This is a genomic window from Halobacillus salinarum (assembly GCF_022919095.1).
In the GTDB taxonomy this organism is placed as follows: Bacteria; Bacillota; Bacilli; order Bacillales; family Halobacillaceae; genus Halobacillus_B; species Halobacillus_B salinarum.
Genome location: NZ_CP095073.1, coordinates 1,193,502 through 1,215,304, shown reverse-complemented (window position 1 = coordinate 1,215,304; position 21,803 = coordinate 1,193,502). Strand labels below are relative to the sequence as shown.

The 21,803-nt window shown below is 46.4% G+C and carries 21 protein-coding genes; 12 read left to right on the top strand and 9 right to left on the bottom strand.

Annotated features, from left to right (window positions below):
* Window positions 1-175 precede the first annotated feature (175 nt).
* The gene (locus MUN89_RS06260) at window positions 176-478 is read right to left on the bottom strand and encodes a DUF3243 domain-containing protein (protein ID WP_244712320.1); all 303 of its coding nucleotides are present in this window, start codon (window positions 476-478) and stop codon (window positions 176-178) included.
* A gap of 137 nt (window positions 479-615) precedes the next feature.
* On the opposite strand from MUN89_RS06260, the gene MUN89_RS06255 reads away from it, so the two are divergent.
* The 7 genes from MUN89_RS06255 (at window position 616) to MUN89_RS06225 (ending at window position 9,029) form a co-directional block, all read left to right on the top strand.
* The gene (locus MUN89_RS06255; RefSeq protein WP_244712319.1) at window positions 616-2,217 is read left to right on the top strand and encodes a sensor histidine kinase; all 1,602 of its coding nucleotides are present in this window, start codon (window positions 616-618) and stop codon (window positions 2,215-2,217) included.
* 3 nt (window positions 2,218-2,220) lie between these two features.
* Window positions 2,221-2,892, top strand: a complete 672-nt coding sequence (locus MUN89_RS06250; RefSeq protein ID WP_244712318.1) for a response regulator — start codon at window positions 2,221-2,223, stop codon at window positions 2,890-2,892.
* A gap of 188 nt (window positions 2,893-3,080) precedes the next feature.
* Window positions 3,081-4,058, top strand: coding sequence for a tripartite tricarboxylate transporter substrate binding protein (locus MUN89_RS06245; RefSeq protein ID WP_244712317.1), 978 nt, complete (start codon window positions 3,081-3,083; stop codon window positions 4,056-4,058).
* Window positions 4,059-4,125: 67 nt separating this feature from the next.
* Window positions 4,126-4,575, top strand: a complete 450-nt coding sequence (locus MUN89_RS06240; protein ID WP_244712316.1) for a tripartite tricarboxylate transporter TctB family protein — start codon at window positions 4,126-4,128, stop codon at window positions 4,573-4,575.
* An 11-nt stretch (window positions 4,576-4,586) separates the two neighbouring features.
* Complete coding sequence (locus MUN89_RS06235; RefSeq protein WP_244712315.1) at window positions 4,587-6,107, top strand: tripartite tricarboxylate transporter permease; 1,521 nt, start codon at window positions 4,587-4,589, stop codon at window positions 6,105-6,107.
* 13 nt (window positions 6,108-6,120) lie between these two features.
* Complete coding sequence (tcuA, locus tag MUN89_RS06230) at window positions 6,121-7,620, top strand: FAD-dependent tricarballylate dehydrogenase TcuA (protein ID WP_244712314.1); 1,500 nt, start codon at window positions 6,121-6,123, stop codon at window positions 7,618-7,620.
* Between the two features lie 53 nt (window positions 7,621-7,673).
* On the top strand, window positions 7,674-9,029 hold the full coding sequence (locus MUN89_RS06225) for an SLC13 family permease (RefSeq protein ID WP_244712313.1): 1,356 nt from the start codon (window positions 7,674-7,676) through the stop codon (window positions 9,027-9,029).
* Between the two features lie 166 nt (window positions 9,030-9,195).
* On the opposite strand, the gene MUN89_RS06220 is transcribed toward MUN89_RS06225, so the two are convergent.
* On the bottom strand, window positions 9,196-9,954 hold the full coding sequence (locus tag MUN89_RS06220; RefSeq protein WP_244712312.1) for a fumarylacetoacetate hydrolase family protein: 759 nt from the start codon (window positions 9,952-9,954) through the stop codon (window positions 9,196-9,198).
* 21 nt (window positions 9,955-9,975) lie between these two features.
* Window positions 9,976-11,868, bottom strand: a complete 1,893-nt coding sequence (locus MUN89_RS06215) for an SEC-C metal-binding domain-containing protein (protein ID WP_244712311.1) — start codon at window positions 11,866-11,868, stop codon at window positions 9,976-9,978.
* Between the two features lie 187 nt (window positions 11,869-12,055).
* Here MUN89_RS06215 and MUN89_RS06210 point away from each other — a divergent pair, with 187 nt between their 5' ends.
* The 5 genes from MUN89_RS06210 to MUN89_RS06190 all read left to right on the top strand — a co-directional run bounded on the left by MUN89_RS06210 (window position 12,056) and on the right by MUN89_RS06190 (window position 17,002).
* Window positions 12,056-12,982, top strand: a complete 927-nt coding sequence (locus MUN89_RS06210; protein WP_244712310.1) for a prenyltransferase — start codon at window positions 12,056-12,058, stop codon at window positions 12,980-12,982.
* 94 nt (window positions 12,983-13,076) lie between these two features.
* On the top strand, window positions 13,077-13,277 hold the full coding sequence (locus tag MUN89_RS06205; protein ID WP_244712309.1) for a hypothetical protein: 201 nt from the start codon (window positions 13,077-13,079) through the stop codon (window positions 13,275-13,277).
* A gap of 190 nt (window positions 13,278-13,467) precedes the next feature.
* Window positions 13,468-14,934 carry a cell wall-binding repeat-containing protein gene (locus MUN89_RS06200; RefSeq protein WP_244712307.1) on the top strand — a complete coding sequence of 489 codons (1,467 nt, stop codon included), beginning with the start codon at window positions 13,468-13,470 and terminating at the stop codon, window positions 14,932-14,934.
* A 99-nt stretch (window positions 14,935-15,033) separates the two neighbouring features.
* Window positions 15,034-16,428, top strand: a complete 1,395-nt coding sequence (locus MUN89_RS06195; protein ID WP_244712305.1) for a hypothetical protein — start codon at window positions 15,034-15,036, stop codon at window positions 16,426-16,428.
* Window positions 16,429-16,618: 190 nt separating this feature from the next.
* Window positions 16,619-17,002, top strand: coding sequence for a VOC family protein (locus MUN89_RS06190; RefSeq protein ID WP_244712303.1), 384 nt, complete (start codon window positions 16,619-16,621; stop codon window positions 17,000-17,002).
* An 18-nt stretch (window positions 17,003-17,020) separates the two neighbouring features.
* Here MUN89_RS06190 and MUN89_RS06185 read toward each other — a convergent pair whose 3' ends face one another.
* From MUN89_RS06185 to MUN89_RS06160, 6 genes are all read right to left on the bottom strand, one after another.
* Window positions 17,021-17,725, bottom strand: a complete 705-nt coding sequence (locus MUN89_RS06185; RefSeq protein WP_244712302.1) for a DUF421 domain-containing protein — start codon at window positions 17,723-17,725, stop codon at window positions 17,021-17,023.
* Between the two features lie 147 nt (window positions 17,726-17,872).
* Window positions 17,873-18,931, bottom strand: a complete 1,059-nt coding sequence (locus tag MUN89_RS06180; RefSeq protein WP_244712301.1) for a galactitol-1-phosphate 5-dehydrogenase — start codon at window positions 18,929-18,931, stop codon at window positions 17,873-17,875.
* 15 nt (window positions 18,932-18,946) lie between these two features.
* A complete protein-coding gene (locus MUN89_RS06175) occupies window positions 18,947-19,102 on the bottom strand; it encodes a hypothetical protein (RefSeq protein WP_244712300.1) in 156 nt (51 codons plus the stop codon).
* Window positions 19,103-19,130: 28 nt separating this feature from the next.
* Window positions 19,131-20,162 carry a zinc-binding dehydrogenase gene (locus MUN89_RS06170; RefSeq protein WP_244712299.1) on the bottom strand — a complete coding sequence of 344 codons (1,032 nt, stop codon included), beginning with the start codon at window positions 20,160-20,162 and terminating at the stop codon, window positions 19,131-19,133.
* A gap of 18 nt (window positions 20,163-20,180) precedes the next feature.
* Complete coding sequence (locus tag MUN89_RS06165) at window positions 20,181-21,440, bottom strand: galactitol-specific PTS transporter subunit IIC (protein WP_244712298.1); 1,260 nt, start codon at window positions 21,438-21,440, stop codon at window positions 20,181-20,183.
* 71 nt (window positions 21,441-21,511) lie between these two features.
* A complete protein-coding gene (locus MUN89_RS06160; protein WP_244712297.1) occupies window positions 21,512-21,796 on the bottom strand; it encodes a PTS sugar transporter subunit IIB in 285 nt (94 codons plus the stop codon).
* Window positions 21,797-21,803: the final 7 nt, after the last annotated feature.

The window sequence follows — 21,803 nt, the reverse complement described above, 5'->3', positions numbered from 1 at the left end:
CATTTGAACACAAAGAGAAATCTTCTGTCAGAGCGGTCATGCTCCCATCTCCTTATAAGAAGTTGAAGTTCAACTAACCTAAAAATCCGAATGAGGGTGAAGTCTTATCGTAATACGTTCACCTTCATTCGGAATTTATATGGTCTAAAACTCTTCTATCCCAGTCCCGCTGGTATTAATTGGTCTGTTCAGCAAGTTTCACGAGCACGTGAGCCATATGCTCGCGTTCTTTTTCATCGGCCACATTCCATAATTCATTCAACACCTTTTCTTCACGATTGCGTGGCTGTTCATTTTCGGCTAAATAATCAGCCACGCGTTTGGCTCCTTTTGTGAGACGTTCTTCACTCAACCCAAGCTTTTCCCCGCGATGCACCTGATTGCCTAAATGATTCTTAAACGATTCGAAGTTTTCGAGGATTTCATCTTTCGTATCTTCCTTCATATTCTGAACAAATTTTTTCGGATCTTTTTCCATCAGTAAGAACCTCCTACATTTTGATTACCATACCATTTCCGCATAATCCAATTAAAAAACATGACGATGTGCTCCTCGCCTGTTTTCAAAAAATTCTGTTAGAATAGGGAGAATAGACGTTCTGAAGGGGGGATTGGATGAACAAGCTGTTCAGGGTTTCGCTGAAGGTGAAAATACTCGGGTTGGTCATCTTTCTCCTGCTGCTCGTTTTAAGTCTGGTCACGTTTATGGTTGCCTATATGGATTCTAACGAGGATGAACAGAATGCCGAGGATTTGGCATTGCAGACATCGAAAACGCTTTCCTACATGCCGGTCGTTCAGGAATCGTTTAAATCGAACTCACCAACAGAGGACTTGAATGCGGTCGCCGAGCAAATCCGTGATGAAGTCGAAGCGTCGACGATTAAAATCCTCACCCGTGACGGCGTCATGTACGGTTATGCCGGCGAGAGCTCTCCGGATGAAAATGAAGATAAACAGCGGTACAGCGCCTTAGTCTTTGGCAGCAATTATGTACTGCAGACACAAGCGGATGACCATAACATATTGAAGGCGATTTCGCCGATCATGATCGACTACGGTGAATACAGAAAAGTCGAAGGCACCGTTTCCGTCGAATTTAATATGAAACAGATCCATAAGAAGATTATCCGTGATATCAAAAAGCTTATCCTGGCGTCGGCTTCGGTTTTCATTGTCGGAATCGCCGGGAGCGTACTGTTAGCGAGAAGCATCCGTAAAGATACGCTCGGCCTGGAACCCTTTGAGATCTCTGCGCTTTATCGGGAGCGAAATGCCATCCTTCAATCGGTCAAGGAAGGGATGATTGCCTTTGATCATATAGGGACCATTACGATGATGAATTTTTCCGCCCGCCAGCTGCTTGGACTGCCTGGAAACATGGAAGGGAAGAATATCTACAATTATATTTCATCGAAAGAACTTCTTGATGTCGTCAATTCAGAAGAAAGCCTAACCAATAAAGAACTTGTGTACAGAGATCGCCCGGTTATCATCAACAGCAGCCCAATAATCGAAGAGGGCCGCCACACGGGGACGGTCGTCAGCTTCCGGGACAAAACAGAAATAAAGCAGATGGTAGATGCTTTATCCGAGGTCCGCCAGCATTCGGAAGATCTTCGTGCCCAGGCGCATGAATTTACGAGCAAGCTGTATGTCATTCTCGGCATGATTCAGCTCGGAAAATATGAAGAAGCGATAAAGCTGATCCAGGAGGAAACCCATACCCAGGAGCAAGTGTCCGAGATGTTTTTCAGAAATATTAATGATGAAAAAGTGCAGGCGATCCTGCTCGGAAAATTTGCAAAAGCCTCCGAGAAGAAAATCACGTTTACGATAGAAGAAGGCAGCTCGCTCCATCCATTGCCGAGCCATATCCGCCTTTCTCCACTCATCGTTATGTTAGGCAACGTCATTAACAACGCCTTTGAAGCCGTCGCAGATCAGAAAGTCAAGCACGTGACCTTTTTCGTTACCGATCTTGGCAAGGATATCGTGTTTGAAATCGCAGACAGTGGGCCGGGTATGCCGCAAGCGCTGCAGGAACAGATTTTTCAAAAAGGGTTCTCTATGAAAGGAAATAACCGCGGTTACGGGTTAGCCAACGTCAAAGAAGAGGTGGAACGGCTCAGCGGCTCGATGGAAATCAGCAGCCAGACACAGGAAGGAACGATCTTTACGATCATCCTTCCCAAACAACTCGAAATGGAGGAATAAGGAATGTTTCACGTCATTATTGCAGAAGACGATTTTCGCGTTGCACAGATACACGAAGAATTTATCTCTCAAATCGAGGGCTTGGAGCTGGCAGGGAAAGCCCGTGATGCGGAAGAAACGATGGCTTTGCTCGCCGCACACGAGGTCGATCTCGTCCTCCTTGATGTGTACATGCCGGATCAGCTCGGTACAGAGCTGCTGCACCGGATCCGTGAGCAATATCCGCTTGTCGACATCATTATGATCACAGCCGCCAAAGATAAAGCCTTTTTAGAAAAAGCCCTCAGCTACGGAGTTCACGATTACTTAATTAAGCCTGTGACGATCGAACAGTTCCACAATTCCCTGACCCGTTACAAAAAAAAGAAGGAGCTGCTGAACTCCACAGACGAAATTAACAGCACTATGCTTCATCAGGTCTTCGGGGAAGCTCCGAAGAAAAAATCAGGTAAATCCCTGCCGACCGGAATTGATGCACGGACTTTGGAAAAGATCATAGAGCTCTTGGAAACAGAGGCGGAAGGCATCACTTCTGAACTCGCCGGAGAACGGATCGGAGCTTCAAGAACGACAGCCCGGCGCTACCTGGAATACTTAGTGGGCATTGACGAAGCGAAGGTGGAACAGGTTTACGGCATCGTCGGCCGTCCCGAACGCCGCTATTATACCCAATAATTATTCGAATACTAAAAACATTTTGTGAACTTAATGCACAAAATGTTTTTTACGTTTATAAAACACATTATTTTGAAAACGTTTACATTAGTTTTCAAGCAATTGTAATATGAATGTAATCGATGATTCACCACTCAAAATTACCGCGGTATGAGGTGGAAATATACTACAACATAGGAGTGAAAACAATGCGCAAATTTGGAATAATCCCCATTCTTGCTCTTCTCTTACTTATGACAGCCTGCTCAGGAAATGCTTCAGGATCTCAGGAATATCCAAAGAAAAACATTGAACTTGTCGCCCCTGCTTCTCCCGGCGGCGGCTGGGACTTAACGGCCCGTTCGCTGAAAAAAGTGCTCTCCGGAGAAAAACTTGTGAAGAAAAACATCACGGTAGTCAATAAACCCGGCGGTGGCGGTGAAGTCGGCTGGAAGTACTTGCAGTCAAAAGATTCCCATTCGCTGGCGATTAACTCCAGTCTCGTTTTAACAAATGAACTGCTCGGACAAAGTGAATTGAGCTACAAGGACTTTACACCGATCGCAACCCTTGCGACGGAATGGCAGGCGCTTGCTGTTCCGAAGGACTCCAAGTACTCCTCCGCCAAGGAATTTTTGAAAGACCTCAAGAAAGACCCGAGCTCTGTAAAAATTGGCGTCGGCCCCGGTTTAGGTAACGACGACCACTTGTCGATCGTCCAGGCAGCTAGTGAATATGGCATCAAGCCGTCAAAAATGAACTTCCTCGTTTATGAAGGCGGTGGCGATGTCGTAACTGCCCTGCTCGGCGGGCACGTCGATGCCGTTACAACTTCCTTATCTGAAGTAAAAGACCAGCACCAGGCCGGCAAGCTGAAAATTCTCGCCGTCTCCTCTGACAAACCGATTAAAGGGATGGAAGATGTGCCGACGTGGAAAGAACAAGGCATCGATATGGTGTTCCCTCACTGGCGCGGCATTATGGGACCGAAAGACATGACTGAGGAAGAAGTCGCTTACTGGGATGAAAAACTCAGCAAAATGGTGAAAACAGATGCCTGGAAAGAAGTCCTGAAAAACAACGACTGGGAAGGCTTCTATAAGGATAGTGAAGAATCGAAGCAATTCCTTAAGCAACAGCACGACCAGTACCAGAAGCTTGTTAAAGAATCCGGCTTAGTTAAGTAAGCTCAATCGCCTGCTGTCCTACTAAGGCAGCAGGCGTTTACTTCTACCAACACGAGGTGAACGAAACATGAAAGCTATCAAACTCGGCTTCCCGATTTTACTCATTCTCTTCAGTATTGTGTTTTTGATCGCTTCCCTGCAGCTTCCAAAAGCGAACTTAGGGAATTCCAATGCACCGATTTATTTTCCTGCCGGCATTAGCGTGTTCATGCTGCTGTTTGGCGTGATTTATCTAATTCAGGAACTGAGAACGCTGCACGAAGAAAACGGAGATATCCGTCAGATGCTTTCCGGCCGGACGCCAAAGTTGATTGGTATAACGATTCTATTCGGGTTGATTTATGCGTTTATTTTTGAACGCGTCGGCTTTTTACTCTCTACCTTTCTTTTTCTCGGCGGGCTGTTATTTGTCATCAACGGACGGAAAAAATGGCTGGTCAATGTGATCGTTGCCGTTTGCTTCTCATTTGTATCCTGGTATGCGTTTAGTCAATTGCTCGGAGTCAGTCTACCTTAGGAGGTGATCGTATGGATTTAAGCAGTTTTATGGACGGGCTTTCCCTATCCCTGCAGCCGATTAACATCATGTGGATTATCGTCGGAGGATTTTTAGGAACAATCGTCGGCATGCTTCCCGGGCTCGGTCCAGCAACAGCCGTGGCTGTATTGATTCCAGTCACATTCGGGATGAGCCCTGTCAGCGCGATTATTTTAATGGCCGCCATCTACTATGGAGCGATGTACGGCGGATCGAGAAGCTCGATTTTGTTAAATACACCCGGCGACGGTTCAGCGATCGCCGCCACGTTTGACGGCTATCCAATGGCTAGAAAAGGCCAGGCCGGCCCTGCGCTTGCGATCTCTGCGGTCGCTTCATTCATCGGCGGTACGATTGCTGTGATCGGTTTTATTTTTCTAGCTGAGCCGCTAGCGAATTTCGCTCTTGATTTCGGTCCGGCCGAATACTTTTTACTGATGCTGTTGACGCTGTCAGCAATCGTCGTTTTGTCGATTGGAAAAATGGTCAAAGGCTTTCTTGCCATGATGGTCGGGCTTGCGTTAAGCACGATCGGCATCGACACCCAAACCGGTGTCTACCGCTTTACGATGGGAATTCCACAATTAAGTGAAGGCATCGATTTTCTCATCGTTATTATCGGCGTCTATGCGATCGGTGAAGTGCTTTATAATTTACTCAACATCGATCAAATGAAAAAGGAAAAGAAGAAAGTCGGCAAAGTATGGTTTTCCAAGGAACAATGGAAACGATCGGTTTGGCCGATTCTCCGCAGCGGCCCGCTCGGCTTTGTCGTCGGGGTGCTTCCGGGTGCAGGAGGTTCCATCGCTTCCATGATCGGGTACACAACAGAAAAGCAGATCTCGAAGCGCTCCGACGAATTTGGTGAAGGAGCAGTGGAAGGTCTTGCTGCGCCGGAGTCCGCGAACAACGCAGCTTCCGTCGGCGCCATGATCCCTCTGTTAACGATGGGGATTCCCGGATCAGGAACAACCGCTGTCATGCTGGGCGCACTGATTATGCTCGGACTCAGGCCGGGACCGCTGTTGTTCGAACAACAGCCCGAAACCGCCTGGGCACTCATTAACAGTATGTTTCTCGGTAACATTGCCCTTGTTATCATCAACATTTTGCTTGTTGGGGTGCTCGTGAAAATTCTCGACACACCGGCTAAGGTGCTGTATCCGATTATCGTGCTGCTCGCCTTTATCGGCACCTACACCCTCAGCTATTCGACCGTCGACTTCTTCCTATTGCTTATCTTCGGTTTTGTCGGGCTGATGATGAAAGTGCTCGACTTCCCGATTGCTCCGCTTGTATTGGCATTGATTGTCGGGTCGGATATGGAGCAGAATTTCCGGATGGCGGTCTTGTCTTCCGGCGGGAATCTTGGCGTATTTTTCTCATCAGGCGTAAGCATTGCCCTGTCGATTCTAACGCTGTTGTCTTTAACGTATCCGTTTATCATCCGCATGATTCGAAAACGAAAACAACATTTAAACAGCAAAGACCAAGTCTACAGGTCTTCGTAAGGAGGAATATGGAATGTCCTATGATGTCATTGTAGTCGGTGCAGGAAATGCGGCCTTATGCGCTGCTCTTTCTGCTCGCGAAGACGGCTCGAAGGTCCTCGTGCTTGAACGCGGACCTGAACATAAACGAGGCGGCAACTCTTATTTTACCGACGGCGCGATCCGCTTTGCTTATCACTCCCTTTCCGATATCCGTGAACTGATGCCTGAGTTATCCGATAATGAAGCAGATCAAATCGTCATGCCGGAGTACAGTACAAGCGATTATTACAACGATTTAATGCGCGTAACAGGGGAAAAAAGCACACCTCAGCTGGCAAGCCATCTCGTCAACGAATCGTATCGGACGATTTCTTGGATGAAATCCCACGGCGTCGAATTTGAACTTAACTACAGCAACCAGTCGTTTGAAAAAGAAGGAAAATACCACTTCTGGGGCGGTCTGCCTGTCAAAACGAAAAACATTGGCATGGGGCTGATGAAGACTTTATTTAACCGGGCCAATGAACTCGGTGTTGACATCTGGTATCAATCGCGGGCAGTAGAATTAAAAACCGAAGAAGACAGGATTACCGGAGTGGTCGTTGAACAAAATAATGAAAAAATTGAAGTACCCGCGACAAGTGTCATCCTCGCGTGCGGCAGCTTTGAAGCGAATAAACAAATGCGCGCCGAGCAAATCGGCGAGGAATGGGAAGCAGCGATCGTCCGCGGCAGCGAATTCAACACTGGTGACGGGCTTGACATGGCTCTTGCCATTGGCGCTGAAAAACACGGCGAATGGTCAGGCTGTCATTCGATCGGCACCGACTATAACGCGCCAAAGGTTGGCGACTTCAACAAGCCGGGTGACATTTTTAAAAAGCATTCGTATCCGCTGAGCATTATGTTGAATAAAGAAGGCAGCCGCTTTGTCGATGAAGGTGCGGATTTTCGTAACTATACGTACGCGAAGTACGGGCGGGAAATCTTAAAGCAGCCTGGACATGCCGCTTATCAAATCTATGACGAACAAGTCCGGCCGATGCTGCGGAAGGAATACAACCTTGAAGAAGCTACCTTTTACAAAGCCGATACGCTGGAGGAGCTCGTCGATCAGCTGCCTGTGAATAAGGAAGCCTTCTTACAAACGATCCACGAATACAACGCTGCCGTTCAAGAAGGTTATTACAATCCTACGGTTAAAGACGGGAAAGGAACGACAGGTCTAACACCTCCGAAATCAAACTGGGCGCTGAAAATTGAACAAGGACCGTTTTACGCGTTCCCTGTTACCTGCGGCATTACTTTTGCCTTTGGCGGTCTGCACGTCAACCGAAAGGGTGAAGTGCTGAACCAGTCCGCAGAACCGATTTCCGGATTGTTTGCAGCCGGCGAAATGATCGGCGGGATCTTTTATGGGAACTACCCGGGAGGCTCAGGCTTAATGTCCGGTGCTGTCTTTGGAAAAACTGCCGGATCATCCGCAACCCGATACGTCAGGAACCAACAATCAAGCAACATATCCTCTTAATCTATTAAAAAGCCACTGCTTCTAAGTGGCTTTTCTCATTGGGAGTCCTGTTTATGAAACTACTCGTCCTTGTGTTGTATTTATTTTTCTTTCTGCCGATCTTTCATTGGGATGTGAAAGTGCAGGCGCTCGGTGCCCTGTTGATCATTCAGATTCTCTGGATCGGCCGCGTCTTTCCGCTCGCCTACAGCTCACTTTTGTTCATCCTGATGTTGTCGTTTCACTTTTTTTCTTATGAAGAAACGCTCCAGTATTTGAGCTCGGAAATCGTCTGGCTGCTGTTTTCTACCTTTATTATTTCCCACGCGTTTATCGAAACCGGCCTTGCCAGCCGCCTTTCCTTGCAGCTGTTAAAAATCTCGCGCGGATCCGGTCGAGCGCTCGTTTTGATTTCCTTTATCCTCATGCTCATACTTGCCATTCTCATTCCGTCTAATATCGGCAAGGGAAATCTCGTTTCCTCCGTGCTTGACCGGCTGCTGAAAAGCCTGAAGCAGATCGATCCGGTAAAAAATCTCGGAGCTGCCCTGTTCATCGGCATCAGCTATTCTGCCGGCATCTCAGGTGCCTTCGTTGCGACCGGTGCCAGCTCTACAATCTACACGTTTGGACTTTTTACTGACATTACTGACGGACTCAGCTACTTGAGCTGGCTGTATTATTTTGTACCGCCTATCCTTCTGTACATTGTGCTCGTTTGGATCGTATTTTTATATACGTTCCCTCCAGAGAACATTAACCGCCAGCACCTGCTTGAATTCATCAACGAGCGGCTTGGCGAACTCGGCCGTTTAAGCAGAAAAGAGAAAAAAGTCATGATCATCATGGGACTCACGCTCGTCCTCTGGGCGACACAAGTTCTCCATGGCTATTCGATTCCGCTCGTTGGACTCCTAGGTGCCGCCTTAACGGTCCTCCCAGGTATTGGGGTCTGGAACTGGGACGAGGCAAAAAAATCGATCAACTGGGACATGATGCTGTTTTTCGCAAGCACGTTAATGGTCTCCGGGATGCTGATCAAGACCGGCACCATCAACTGGCTCGCCGATATGCTTATTCATTCCCTTGCCTCTCAGTCAGGCATCGTCGTGCTGCTCGCTCTCGTTTTGTGTACGGCTCTCATCCGGCTTATCTTTGTCAATATTCTCGGCTTCCTGACGATCATGATTCCACTAGCAATTAATATTGGTGAAAACTTAGCCGGCTTCTCGCCGCTCGTCGTTGCAATGGCCGTTTTCCTTGCCGGTATACCAGGATTTTTCTTAATTACGCAGTCTCCTGTCCATTTGATCAGCTACTCTTACGGTTATTTCACCGACCGCGAGCTGATGCGCGCCGGGCTGCCTTCTTCACTGCTCTGGCTGATAGTGATCGCGATATCGGCGTTGTTTTACTGGCCGCTTTTGTAACTAAGAAAAGGATAGATACAATCCAGTCTGCTGAAATACTACTTATTGTTTTTAGACGCCGGGTTGAGGCGGTTTTTCAAAATCGAAGCCCCGCACCTCTCCCGGCGTCTGATTCATTCTTTACACATAAAAAAGATCGGGCGCACTATGGCCCGATCCTATCAGTTCAGCGTTCTACGCGAGTGGTCAATTTTCCTATTCCTTCTATCTCCACTTCCACCACATCCCCAGGGCTGAGCGGACCGACCCCGGAAGGCGTACCGGTATAAATGACATCCCCTGGATACAGCGTCATGACCTCGGTCACTTTTACGAGAAGCTGCTTAATATCGTGAATTAAGTCGTTGGTGTTCGACTCCTGCTTCACCACACCATTTAAGCTCAGCTTAATCGGAGCCTCATCGGCATTTAGTTCCGTTTCTATCACAGGACCGAGCGGTTTAAAGCCGGCAAACGATTTGGCTCTCGTAAACTGGCCATCTTTTTTCTGCAGGTGGCGGTCGGACACATCGTTTCCGCACGTGTAGCCAAACACGTATTCCAGAGCATTTTCCCGGGTGAGATTTTTGGCTTCTTTTCCAATGACAAGAACAAGCTCTGCTTCGTAGTCGATCCGGTGGTCAAGCGACGGCAGCGTGATTCGTTCGCTTGCTCCAATGACTGCACTAGGTGAGGCCATAAACATCATCGGTTCTTCGGGAATCTCTTTGCCCGTTTCTTTCGCGTGTGCTTCGTAGTTCAAACCAATCGCAATCACCTGCTTCGGCTCTGTAGGAGGAAGAATATCGACTTCGTCAATGCCGCAGGTGATCGGCAGCTTTTCCACCTCATACTCTATGTAATCATTATCCACCTCAGTAATCGTATCGCCTTCCAATATGCCATAACAAATTTTCTCATCCTTATAAAAACGAATATATTTCATCGTATCGCTCCTTTCATTTTACTAGATAATGTTTTCCAAATAGGGATCCCATAAAGAACCTGTAAAATGCACGTACACAACGGCTTCTTCCCAGGAACCAACTTTGTACTGCTCCGGCAGTTCTTCAGGCAGCTGATCTTCCCCCTTCAAAAGCGGGATGATGTAAGGGTTCATCCGGTCTGCTTTGTTAATCGCGATCGTAATCTCTTCTTCCCTTCCCGCTTCTTTAATGAGGAATAAAGCCGCATTAAAGGACCACCACGCCCCATCTTCCGGGTAATTGTCTAATAAGACTACTGCACCTGACAGGTCCTCTTCTTGAATATACAAAGGAAACAATACTCGGCGCACGCCTTGGTCGTCATTCTCGTTGTACTCCAAAATTTCTTCATACGTAGAAATAGCCTTATCCGCACGACCCGTGTTCACGTAATACTCAGCGAGAGCTTCCTCGGCTCTTAAAAACGGCCGGGCGTCCATGTTCCGCCACGCTTCTCCCTCCAAGGAACCAGGTTCTAATGATTTCAGACCTGCGTTCACTGCTTTTAGTAAATAATGCTCCTCCATATCCCCAGCCCACCGAGCTTTCAGCGTCAAAGCGTCTACATTGGTTCCATCTAGCTCTAGAGCTTCTTCAACAAGCTTTTGCTGTTTGGATTCCGTTTCCGCCTGAAATGCGTCATAAACCTTGATTTGAGCTTTTTCTTCATTACTTGAAGGGATAAACGCTTCATGCTGCTGCTTGCTGATAAATTGATTGAGTTCTTCAATCGTTGCAAAATCCTTACTGGAGGCTTTTCGATGCATCTCGTAAGTGGCTCTCTCTAACTCCACGTGCTGACTCGGTTTTACCCAAAAATAGGCCTGGGGTACCCTCATCTCATTCTCATTTTCCTCCCCGGCGAGCTCAAAGAGATAATCCTCCAGCTGCTCAAGACGTTTAGAAATGCTGTTTGAATTCACCCCGTATTTTTCCGCCAGCTGCTTTTGGGTAATGTCTGACTCCATCCCAAAAAAAGAAGTGCCGAGCAGCATGTACTCAAGTGCTCCCGCGAAGACTTCCGGTTTTCTAATAACCGGCGCCTGCCCCTCACAAAATTTAATCCACAGCCTTTTTAATTCATTAAAACCTTCACGCTGTTGAATCGTCGAATGGACGTTTCTATTCAACAACTTCACAACTTCCAGTTCATTGGGACGGCCGTGCCAGCTTGCTTCAGGAGGCAGGTCGTTGTTGCCGTACATCCATTGCTCCATATAGGTTACAAAATGTTCCGTAAAGAACTGCTGCAAAGACGAGGACGGGTTCGATTTCTCATAATCCCTTTCCACCCTGGTCTTAAGCTGCTCATAAGCAGGTTGATCGTTCGGAAGCGCCATCGGCATAAAATGATAAACATTGCCCCATTTTAATACGATCCCCACAAAATATGGCGCGTCTTCCAAAGTATCAAGCGGAATAAAATCCCGATCGACGAAAAAAGTGTCACCGGTAAAGGTATCCTTGACTGTCACTTCCTGTTCAGAATCGACGCTTTCTAAAGTAAACAAGCCTGCCCTCGCTTCTTTCCAGGCTTCCAGCGATTCAAGCGTGGCAGGACGGAGGACTGATTTTTTTGCCTTGCCGATAAACTCCTCCATAGGAGTTACTCCGTCTCTGTTCTTTGTAAAGAGACCTTGATAAACGAGCTTTACAGCCACTTCCAATTCCTCATCCTGTGAATTTGGAATTTCAACAGGCAGGAACTGCGGGTATTTCTCAGTCAAGTAATCTTGAAATTTATGAAACTGCTGATCGAGCTCTTCTTCTACTCGTGCCGTAGGAAATGCCACGACTTTATTATTGCCGCAGCACTGCTTGTACTTTTTGCCGCTCCCGCAGGGACATGGATCATTTCTTCCGATCTTTGCCACAAACAAGCTCCTCTCCAATGGATAGTTTCATTATATTAGAGGTACGCCAGGGTTCAAACCTTTAGGAAACTTTCCCTCCATTATACATGAAACTCCGCTGAAGTATTAAAAGAAGTAAACGGATACATTCTATGTTAGGATAATGGTAACCATCTGGAAGACCACTTCCATTAAGGAGAATGACCCTATGTCCAATCAAGCGTTATCGACATTGAAAGGCGGCTGGCTTCTTCTCCGCGCCATTGCCGTCATCTCATCAAGTGTGGCCACCATCGTCTCCACCCTGCTTCCACTGTTTCTGTATTTCCCTATCTCACACCTTCCGCTGACCGCACTATTTTTTCTATTAATTGCAGGCGCGTTTTTAATTCATGGTGTCCTCACGCATATTTTAAATGACTACGTCGACGACAAATCTGGAACGGACGCCAACAGTCCGGCCATCCTATCAGGAGGAAGCCGGGTGATCCAATCAGGTTTTATTACTTCAGAAGGCCTGTGGAAAATTGGCAAAGTGCTGATGATCATCTTAAGCCTGGTGGTTGTTTTGCTGGTTATTCTAAACTCCTATCGCCTGGCGATTTTACTTGCCATTGGTTTATGGGGGGCCATTTCCTACTCGCTGCCGCCATTTCAATTCAGCTACAAGCCTTTTATCGGTGAATGGCTGTGCACATTTCCATCCGTCTTATTTCTCGGCCTTGCCGGGGCATGGCTATCACTTGGTCATATGCCGGAATGGGTGCTGCAAAATGCCGTCATCAACGCCCTCTTCTGTATCGCCTGGGTCATGGTGCATCACATTCCCGATTTAAGAGCCGATCAGAACGCCACTCCGAAAAAAAAGACCAGTGTTGTCTGGTCAGTGGAAAAGTTCGGACTCGCCGCAAGCAGACTCCCTGCTTTACTGTACTTTGGATTAACCGCTCTATGTATCTTTTGGCTCGGCTTTGACCGGATTTGGGCAGGATTGGGAGTGATCCTCATGGCCGCTGCTTCAATCGTCCTTATCTTACAAATGGATATAGAAAATCATGAGCAGGTTTCTTCCTATGAAAAGGTCATTCTCATTTTTGCGATGATTAATGCGGTATGGCTGGGGCTGTTTATATAAGTTTTCTAAAAGTTTATTGTTGAAAATGTATTTGGAGAACGAATGGAATGGAATAGATTTAGAAGTTATAGAGGAGTAAGCTATGAATAAATTTTTGTCTAGGAATATACACGGGGTGTTAATTGTCTTTGTAGTCATAAATATGAGTTTGCTCTTTGTTAAAACTACGTACACCATCCAAGACTTTATTGCTATAGGCTTTGGAATTATAGGGTTGTCAGGCACTGCCTATCTAGCCGTTTCTATAGAAGTACAGAAGAGAAGGAAAAATGGGACAAAGGAACAAAGAAAATAAAGCTTATATTAAAGCTAAGTATCGAAAAAGAAAATGCTATAGGATTGAAAATCGGTAGTATGTCTTATATGATTACTTCCTTTCTTATAATTACCATAATTATTCCACCAATTATTAAAAGTTTCATAGGAAAATAGGTCCTCCAATGTTAAACTTATGAAGGTGTTTAATAAAGAACAGGAGGAATTGGATGAAGAAAGTTATTATTTCAGCAATGGCCCTGCTGCTCATCTTATCTTTAGTACCATTACATAACGTAAGTGCTTCACCAAAATTTGAGCGCATTGCCGGTACCAACCGACTTGAAACCGCGATTGAAGTCTCAAAACGAGGCTGGCCCGACGGTCTCGATAATGAAGACCAATCTGTCATTTTAGCAAGAGCCGACAACCCGGCGGATGCGTTATCCGCCGCAAGCCTCGCCGGTGTGAAAGACGCACCGATCTTATTGACAGAAACAGAGGAGATTGATTCCATCGTATTAAAGGAAATCAACCGCCTCGGCGCCAAGAAAGTCTATGTGCTCGGCGGGACAGGTGCGATTTCTGCTCAGGTCACGGCCACTCTTGAGACAGAAGATTTAGAGGTCCAACGAATTAACGGCTCCAGCCGTTTTGAAACCGCTGCTGCGATCAACGATTTTGCCGGGACCTCAAAAAATACAACAGCGATTGTCGCAAACGGTTATACGACAGCCGATGCCCTGACGGCTTCTGGTCTTGCAGCAGTCAAAGGCGTGCCGATTTACTTAAGCCGCAAAGACTCTCTGCCCGAGTCCCTGCCTGATACGATAGAGAAAGTATATATCTATGGCGGGACTGGCGTCGTCAGTAAGGATGTAGAAGAATCTCTGAAAGAAAAAGGCATCCACGTTCACCGTACAGCAGGCAAGAACCGTTATGAAACAAACTTCACAGCCCTTCGATCTCAGGATTTTCAGCCGGACCACTTAATTGTTGTACGAGGAACCTCAACCAGTAAAACAAAAGAAGACTATCCAGATGCTGTCGTCGCTTCAGGATTAGCTCACCGCTTCAATGCCAAGGTTGTGTTAGTCCACCCTACTATTGTCGAAGAGGAACCGCAATCTTATCTTGAAGATTTTGACTTAGATGTGTTTGTCCTCGGTGGCATCGGTGCGGTTTCCAACGGTGTTGTCTCTGAATATCAGCAGTTCGCAGGCACAAATCCTGGACAGGGTCTGGCTTCTGAACCTTACAGCAGCAACCAGGTGAATATGACTGACTACCCAATGAACGACTCCGCTTCAAAAGTTGAAGGATTATACGGTCAAACATTAGGGCTGCAAGTGATTCCTACTCCTGATAACAATTTCATGGTCTTTGAAGGAGACTTCCTCCAAGCTTATGATGATGAGTATCAAACATTTATCATGAACAATGATTTCACTTATGACGACATTGCCATTCAAGCAATGAAAAAGCTCGGACTGGAATTGAGCGAAACAGAGATACAAAAAGGAATGAATAAAGTAAGAGGTCCGTTGAACGAATATTCAATTGACAATACAACCTTTTATAATCAACCAGATTATTATAGCCAGAGTACACAGATTTTTGTCGAATTTGACTCGACCGTCTCTCCTTATGGAAAAACGCTTTCTGAACTGAAAAATACCGTGGATTTTAGTAGGTAAAACAACTTCCAGCTTGATGTCCTCAAGCTGGAAGTCTTTTTTATGAATTGCCGATTATACATAGAAGTGGTAAGGTGAAAGTATACGTTAGGAGGCTGAATGATGCCAACTTCAACCATTACTTTAAAAGAAAAGAATGACACCCGTTCTGTAAAAGTACGACGAATGACGGTATACCAGCAAAGCCGGATAGTTGAAACAATAGATGACACGAACGAAATCTTTTACGTATTTTTTCATCAGGACAAGTACTTAAACTACGTTCCTGCCAAAAAAGTTACGAAACACTCCCATGCAGCAAAAGCATTCAAACAAGGAGTCGTTCTTTACCCGCCTCATCCTCTGATCGAAACAGTCATTTCCGAACAGCCTCACTACAAAAAGCAAAGTTTTAACGACTTGTTTAAGAAACTTCAGAAGCAGCATTCTCTCCAAGAAACCGCACTGATTGCAAGCTATTTCGAATCCTTTATAAAAAAAGCAAACTTGATTCAATTCATAAAAAACCTCTACTACGAGGAGCGCCGTGACGGCAAACTGCTGTCCTGCTACCGCATCCTGCATGTATTGAAAGATATGGCTCCGGAAAACAGCCTGGTAGATACTTTTTCAAGCGACTTGCAGTTCACCCGTTATGATGAGCTTTATAAAAACGAAGATCAAGCCACGCTTGCCAAAGATCCGATCTATGTTGAAAAGCATTTGTACTTGGAGAAAGACCACGATGAATCATTCCAGAAACTTTCCGCATTTTATAACGACCGTTCCCGGTGGATCGATTTAGTTGTCCTTTACACTGCACGCATTGCGCATGCCAAAAAACCTGAGGACTTCGCTTCTTTCCACATCCTCATCGGCGAACATTTTGATGAACCGGGCAAACTAGCTATATTAGAAGATTTATACAAGCGGCTTCCTGATTTTGCCCCTCTGCAGCAGCAGCTGTTGACCAGCTATTTAAATGATGGAAAAGTAGAAGCCGTCCTCACCTTGATTACACAACATTCCATTAAACTTGCACCACCTCAGTCACAGCAGCTGTTTACACTCGTAAAACAAAATAAAATCAGCACAGAGATGACCCCCGAAGCACTGCAAAATCTAGTGCTCACGATTTTTGAAGCCAAAGACGACCAAGCCGAAGACATTCTGCACCAAAGTCTTAACTCCCTGCTCAGTGAGCATGACATTACCTACATTCAGGAATGGGCCGCACCGTTTAAAGAAATTCCGAAAGCTAAACCGCTCCTTAAGAAAATTGATGAAATGCACCGGATCACTGAAGACCCGAACGAACAGCGCCGGCTCGGTGAACTCTATCACTTTTTCCACCAGCCCAAGCAGGCAATTGAATGCATGAGCTGGGATATGGAGCTTCGTACCGATGACCCTGAGCCCGTGCAATGGCTCGCCAAACTCTACCACGAGCTCGGAATGGATGATGAACATAAGGCCTACCAGCAGCTTTATATCGATATGGTCAAACGTGCATAAGAAGAAAGATTTCAGTCCTGTTCGGCTGGAATCTTTTTGGTTTAGTAGAAATGCTGGCTTTGGTATTACTTTCATTTACTTGTGTGATTGAAATCTTACGTTCAGCGCTAAAATTCTTAGATAGAGTGTAAGAATGTAAATAAATCGATGCATTCACCGTTATGCATAACTATTAAAGGAGGAAATCAGTATGAAAATCATTGTAAACAGCATCTTCGTGGAAGATCAGGATAAGGCATTGGAATTTTACTCAGAAACGCTTGGCTTTAAAGTGAAGCAAGACGTCCCTGTCGGTGAATTCAGATGGCTGACGCTTGTTTCTCCCCATGATCAAGAAGGGCCGGAGCTATTGCTTGAGCCCAATAACCACCCGGCCGCAAAAGATTACCAAAAGAAAATATTTGATGATGGGATTCCAGCCACGATGTTTGGCGTGGAAGATGTCCATAAAGAGTACAAGCAATTAAAAGAACGCGGCGTAAAGTTTATGATGGAGCCGACAGAAATGGGCGAAGTGACCGTTGCTGTTTTTGATGATACGTGCGGCAATTTTATTCAGATTATCCAAAAGTAACTCCGACAGGAAAAGAGATTATTCTATATCTGATGGTGAGTGAAGATCATCTTTGAAAGGATCGACGAAGAGGGATCCGTTACTATTCACAACTGCATAATAAATATCGCCTACCACCAAGTCTCTTTTCCTGCACTCCCCTTCGATCCATTCTTTCGTATAGGGCGGTTGTACGTTTTTATGGACGAGCTTCCCGTTCATAATTAATTCAACAGGCAGGGAAAACGATGAGAAAGGAAGGTTTATGTCTTGATTAGTCGGGTTTTGATACGGACTTTTTTTCCTTATGGCCAGTTCTCCACTCACTTCAAGAATCGCATAATCCACCTCTTCGATGTTAAACAGTCCAAGCTCCCGCAAATGCTGATTGAGGTCATCGAGCGAAAACTTGATTTTTTTCATATTTTGATCAAGAAGATTTCCTTTTTCAATTAACACGGTGGGACGTCCGGAAAATATTGATCTGATTTTTCTGCTTTTGGCTGATATGGATAAAAACGCATAGTAGAGCACTACTAAAGCAAGGAAAGACAAAAGCATTTCACTAAACTTAAAATGGGTATTAAACCCCATATTAGCAACGAAAGAGCCGATCGTAATCGCAAAAGCGAAGCTGTAATAATTTTTGTGTGCATTGATATGCTTCCCAATGACGGCGGTGACAAGAATTAACAGTATAAAACTGACCATAGAACGCATGATCGAGAGGATGATCTCATTCATTTAACTTCCTCCCTCTTTCAAACGAGTTTATCGTATAGGATGGCCCAAAGAACAGCCGTTTAGTCATGAAGAAGACAAGCCCGGTCAGGCACGAGGAACGATGCTTCTGCTTTTCTTTACATCAAAAAAAAGAGCCCAGCATCTCTGCTAGACTCTTACTTTTTCCGGATAAAACAGGACTTTCACATAGGCGTCCCTCTGATTGATTAAGTGATCAAACGTCTCAGGTCCCTCATCCAGTGACAAGCGGTGGGAGATCATCGGCTTCACATTAATCTGGCCTGTGCCCATGTAGTGAAGTGTCGAATCCCATTCGGTGCCGGGAAAGGGGGCGGATATCGCGTTCCACGAACCAAGGATGCGAAGCTCATTACGCACGATACGCTCGAAGTAGTAACGCTCAATGTTGATATCGGCATAAGGAATGCCCATAAACACCACTTCCCCGCCTTTTTTCGGCAGCGCAAGAATCTGCGCAGACGTGACCGGCGAACCGGCAGATTCAACAGCAAGGTCCACACCAAGACCGTTCGTGTACTCGTGGATCTGCTCGTGGGCGGGAGTATTCAGTGAATTGATTAACACATCTGCGCCGACTTCGCGGGCAACTTCAAGCTTGGAATCGTCGATATCGATCGCATACACTTTTTTCGCCCCAAAGATTTTCGCCCATTGTACGGCCAGCAGACCGATGCTTCCGCAGCCCATGACGGCCACTTCAGCACCTGGCTGGATGCTCGTCCGGTAAAAACCGTGCGCCACGACAGACGAAGGCTCCACGAGCGCGGCTGTATCGTAATCGACATTGACCGGCAGCGGCAGGACGTGCGCCGCCGGAAGCTTGACGTATTCGGCGTACGCACCAGGATGGCGCGCACCGATAACGGTTAAGTTTTCACAGCGGGCAAGCTCCCCTTTTTGACAGGGGTCACACTCGCCGCAGTAAAAGGTCGGACAGCCCGTCACGCGGTCGCCGAGGGTAACGTTGTCCACTTCTGGCCCTACTTCGATCACCTCACCGGCAAATTCGTGGCCGAACGTCATCCCTTCGACATAGGGGCCAAGCTTTTTATAACGGGAGATGTCCGAGCCGCAGATTCCTACGGCTTTCACTTGAATGATGACATCATCCGCTTTTTCGATGACAGGTTCCGGGGATTCCTCAAACCGGATATCCTGTTCATCGTAGAGATTTAAGGATTTCATCGTTCTCCTTCCTTTCTAGGCCTCTGCTTCGTGCTTCTTTTTTCGGCTGAAAAACATCTTCCCTGCTGCGATTGCTATAACAATCGGGTTGAAGATCATTTGGTGTTCAAAATAGAAGTCACCGATTCCCCGCATCGGCCCTAACATAAAATCCAGCAATGCATCGACCATTTTTATCCCTCATTTCTTTCATGAAATATTATTCAACAGGCGTGAGCAGCACCTTAATCGCTTCCCCGCTTTTAATCGCGTTGTAGGCTTCTTCCCACTGGGTAATATCAAATTGATGAGTAACCATGGCTTTGGCGTTCACACTGCCGTTATTCATTAATTCAAGTGAAGGCTCCCAGTCCGCCGGCTTCTGGCTGCGGCTGCCGACGACACGGATTTCCTTCTGAATGATTTTTTCAAGATCGAAGTTCACTTCCGGATTGGCAAAAATGCCGACCTGGCCGTACTGGCCTTTTTTCCGTAGTAGATCGAGCCCCTGCTTGGCAGCCGGAGCAGCCCCGGAGCATTCAAACACAACATCTGCTCCGTAACCGTCTGTCAGGCTGTTGACGAGCTCCTTCAAATCCTGTTTCTGCACGTCAACGGCATGATCGATACCGAGTTCCGCGGCTTTATCAAGGCGGACTTGGTCGTTCGTAAGTCCAGTGATCACAACGGTTGCTCCGCGGCTTTTCGCGACCTGTGCTGTGAACAAGCCGATCGGTCCCGGGCCAATCACGACGACAACATCACCTTCATTGATTTCCGTTTTGGCTACGGCATGATGTGTGCAGGCAAGCGGCTCGGTCATCGCGGCTGACTGAAAATCCACGTTGTCCGGAAGATGATGGACGCTGTCTTTTCTTGCGATTAAATATTTAGCAAAGCCTCCGTCCTGCTGGGTACCGAGTCCTTTTCTATAATTACAAAGGTTGTAGTCGCCGTTTTGACAGTATTCGCATTTCCCGCAAATGTAGAACGTCGTTTCAGATGTGACCCGATCGCCGGGTTGAAATTCAGTAACACCTTCCCCTACTTCAACGATTTCGCCGGAAAATTCATGCCCGAGTGTCACTGGGGCTGCCACTTTGTAATGGCCTTCATACGTGTGAATGTCTGAGCCGCAGATGCCGGCGTATTTCACTTCTATTTTCACCTCGCCCCTGCCAGGAGCAGGGACTTGTTTTTCTTGAATTTCCAAGTTTCCAAAGCCGAGTTCTGTTTTAACGAGTGCTTTCATGGATAACTCCTCCTACATTCAATTAAACAAACTGAAGACGCGATAGATGATCCAGTTAATAATGTTTCCGCCTTGGTCAATACTGGAGATTTGCGCGGATCCTTCCGGCATATCGAAAGCAGCATTTTTCGCCATATCCGTGAAAATAGGGGCAACATCAGTAGCTGCATATAAGGAAATGGCAATCATAATTGTTCCGACTATTACGGAATGGACGATGTTCCCTCGTGCTGCGCCGACGATAAAGGCGACGACAAATGGAATCGTAGCTAAGTCACCAAATGGCAGCAGGGAATTCCCAGGCAGAATAACCGCTAGCACAACCGTGATCGGTACAAGGATCAATGCCGTAGAAATGACGGATGGATGGCCGAGCAATACAGCGGCATCAAGTCCGATATGGATTTCGCGATCACCGAAGCGCTTGGACAACCACTCACGCGCAGATTCAGATACCGGCATTAACCCTTCCATCAGGATTTTGACCATCCGCGGCATCAATACCATAACGGCTGCCATTGACATCCCGATATCAATGACATCACCAACACCGTAACCGGCTAAAATACCAATGGCGGCACCGAGAAACAAGCCAATGAAAATCGATTCACCGAATACGCCGAAGCGCCTTTGGATCGCATCTGGATCGGCATGCCAGTTTTTCACGCCAGGGATTTTTTGCAGCCAGCGGACGAGAAAGATCCCTGGTGCATACGAAATCGTACTACCTGTAGCAATGGAAACGCCTGGCAATTCGTAAAACTCGCTGACCATAGGTGCTGTCCAGTCGGCTACTTTCAAGCAGATAATTTGGAAAATGACAGCGCCGATCAGTCCTTCAACGATGCTGCCGGAGATGGCATAAATCATCGCTGCGATAAACGTGTAGTGCCAGAAATTCCAAATATCCACGTTCATCGTTTTCGTTGTTTTCGTCACAAGCATGATAACGTTTACAACCAGTCCGAGTGGAATAATAAATGCGGCAACAACCGAGGCCCATGCGATCGAGGAAGAAGCTGGCCAGCCAACATCAATGACGTTCAGTTCAACGCCTAACCGGTCCACCATGCCTTGCGCCGCTGGTCCTAAGTTATTTACGAGCAAATCTACGACTAAGAAAATACCGACAAACGCAACACCGATCGTTAAACCGGAGCGGAACGCTTTGCCTGGTTTTTGACCAAATAATAAACCTAATAAGAAAATGGCTACGGGCAGAATGACAGTTGCCCCTAAGTCTAAAAAGCCTTGAATGGCATCAACAAAACCTTGCATGAAAATCTTCCTCCCTCATATTTGCTAACCAGCCCCGGTTTCTCTAGTAAAGAGAAACCGAGATTGCTAGATTACTTCTGAAGCTCTGCGAGAATTTCTTTCTTTGTATCCTCTGTACCGATTCCTGTTAGGAACGAACGAGCGTTGATCACTGGAAACGGGTATTCTTTTTTCGTCATCGCCGTTGTCACAAGCAAATCAGCTGTGTCCACGTAGCTGCCGACTTCGGCAATTTTGATTTGTACTAAATCAAGCTTTAAATTGTTGTCCTTTGCCATATCTTCAATCGCTCCATTAACGACCGTTGACGTTGCAATTCCTGCTCCGCATGCCACTAATACTTGTTTCTTTTTCATAAAAATT

What these genes read in the sequence shown, in the direction of transcription:
- MUN89_RS06195 (WP_244712305.1), top strand. Translation starts at nt 15,034, where the DNA reads ATGATGCCAACTTCAACCATTACTTTAAAAGAAAAGAATGACACCCGT.
- MUN89_RS06170 (WP_244712299.1), bottom strand. Translation starts at nt 20,162, where the DNA reads ATGAAAGCACTCGTTAAAACAGAACTCGGCTTTGGAAACTTGGAAATT.
- MUN89_RS06165 (WP_244712298.1), bottom strand. Translation starts at nt 21,440, where the DNA reads ATGCAAGGTTTTGTTGATGCCATTCAAGGCTTTTTAGACTTAGGGGCA.
- tcuA (WP_244712314.1), top strand. Translation starts at nt 6,121, where the DNA reads ATGTCCTATGATGTCATTGTAGTCGGTGCAGGAAATGCGGCCTTATGC.
- MUN89_RS06235 (WP_244712315.1), top strand. Translation starts at nt 4,587, where the DNA reads ATGGATTTAAGCAGTTTTATGGACGGGCTTTCCCTATCCCTGCAGCCG.
- MUN89_RS06210 (WP_244712310.1), top strand. Translation starts at nt 12,056, where the DNA reads ATGTCCAATCAAGCGTTATCGACATTGAAAGGCGGCTGGCTTCTTCTC.
- MUN89_RS06185 (WP_244712302.1), bottom strand. Translation starts at nt 17,725, where the DNA reads ATGAATGAGATCATCCTCTCGATCATGCGTTCTATGGTCAGTTTTATA.
- MUN89_RS06220 (WP_244712312.1), bottom strand. Translation starts at nt 9,954, where the DNA reads ATGAAATATATTCGTTTTTATAAGGATGAGAAAATTTGTTATGGCATA.
- MUN89_RS06245 (WP_244712317.1), top strand. Translation starts at nt 3,081, where the DNA reads ATGCGCAAATTTGGAATAATCCCCATTCTTGCTCTTCTCTTACTTATG.
- MUN89_RS06160 (WP_244712297.1), bottom strand. Translation starts at nt 21,796, where the DNA reads ATGAAAAAGAAACAAGTATTAGTGGCATGCGGAGCAGGAATTGCAACG.
- MUN89_RS06180 (WP_244712301.1), bottom strand. Translation starts at nt 18,931, where the DNA reads ATGAAATCCTTAAATCTCTACGATGAACAGGATATCCGGTTTGAGGAA.
- MUN89_RS06190 (WP_244712303.1), top strand. Translation starts at nt 16,619, where the DNA reads ATGAAAATCATTGTAAACAGCATCTTCGTGGAAGATCAGGATAAGGCA.
- MUN89_RS06200 (WP_244712307.1), top strand. Translation starts at nt 13,468, where the DNA reads ATGAAGAAAGTTATTATTTCAGCAATGGCCCTGCTGCTCATCTTATCT.
- MUN89_RS06250 (WP_244712318.1), top strand. Translation starts at nt 2,221, where the DNA reads ATGTTTCACGTCATTATTGCAGAAGACGATTTTCGCGTTGCACAGATA.
- MUN89_RS06260 (WP_244712320.1), bottom strand. Translation starts at nt 478, where the DNA reads ATGGAAAAAGATCCGAAAAAATTTGTTCAGAATATGAAGGAAGATACG.
- MUN89_RS06225 (WP_244712313.1), top strand. Translation starts at nt 7,674, where the DNA reads ATGAAACTACTCGTCCTTGTGTTGTATTTATTTTTCTTTCTGCCGATC.
- MUN89_RS06255 (WP_244712319.1), top strand. Translation starts at nt 616, where the DNA reads ATGAACAAGCTGTTCAGGGTTTCGCTGAAGGTGAAAATACTCGGGTTG.
- MUN89_RS06175 (WP_244712300.1), bottom strand. Translation starts at nt 19,102, where the DNA reads ATGGTCGATGCATTGCTGGATTTTATGTTAGGGCCGATGCGGGGAATC.
- MUN89_RS06240 (WP_244712316.1), top strand. Translation starts at nt 4,126, where the DNA reads ATGAAAGCTATCAAACTCGGCTTCCCGATTTTACTCATTCTCTTCAGT.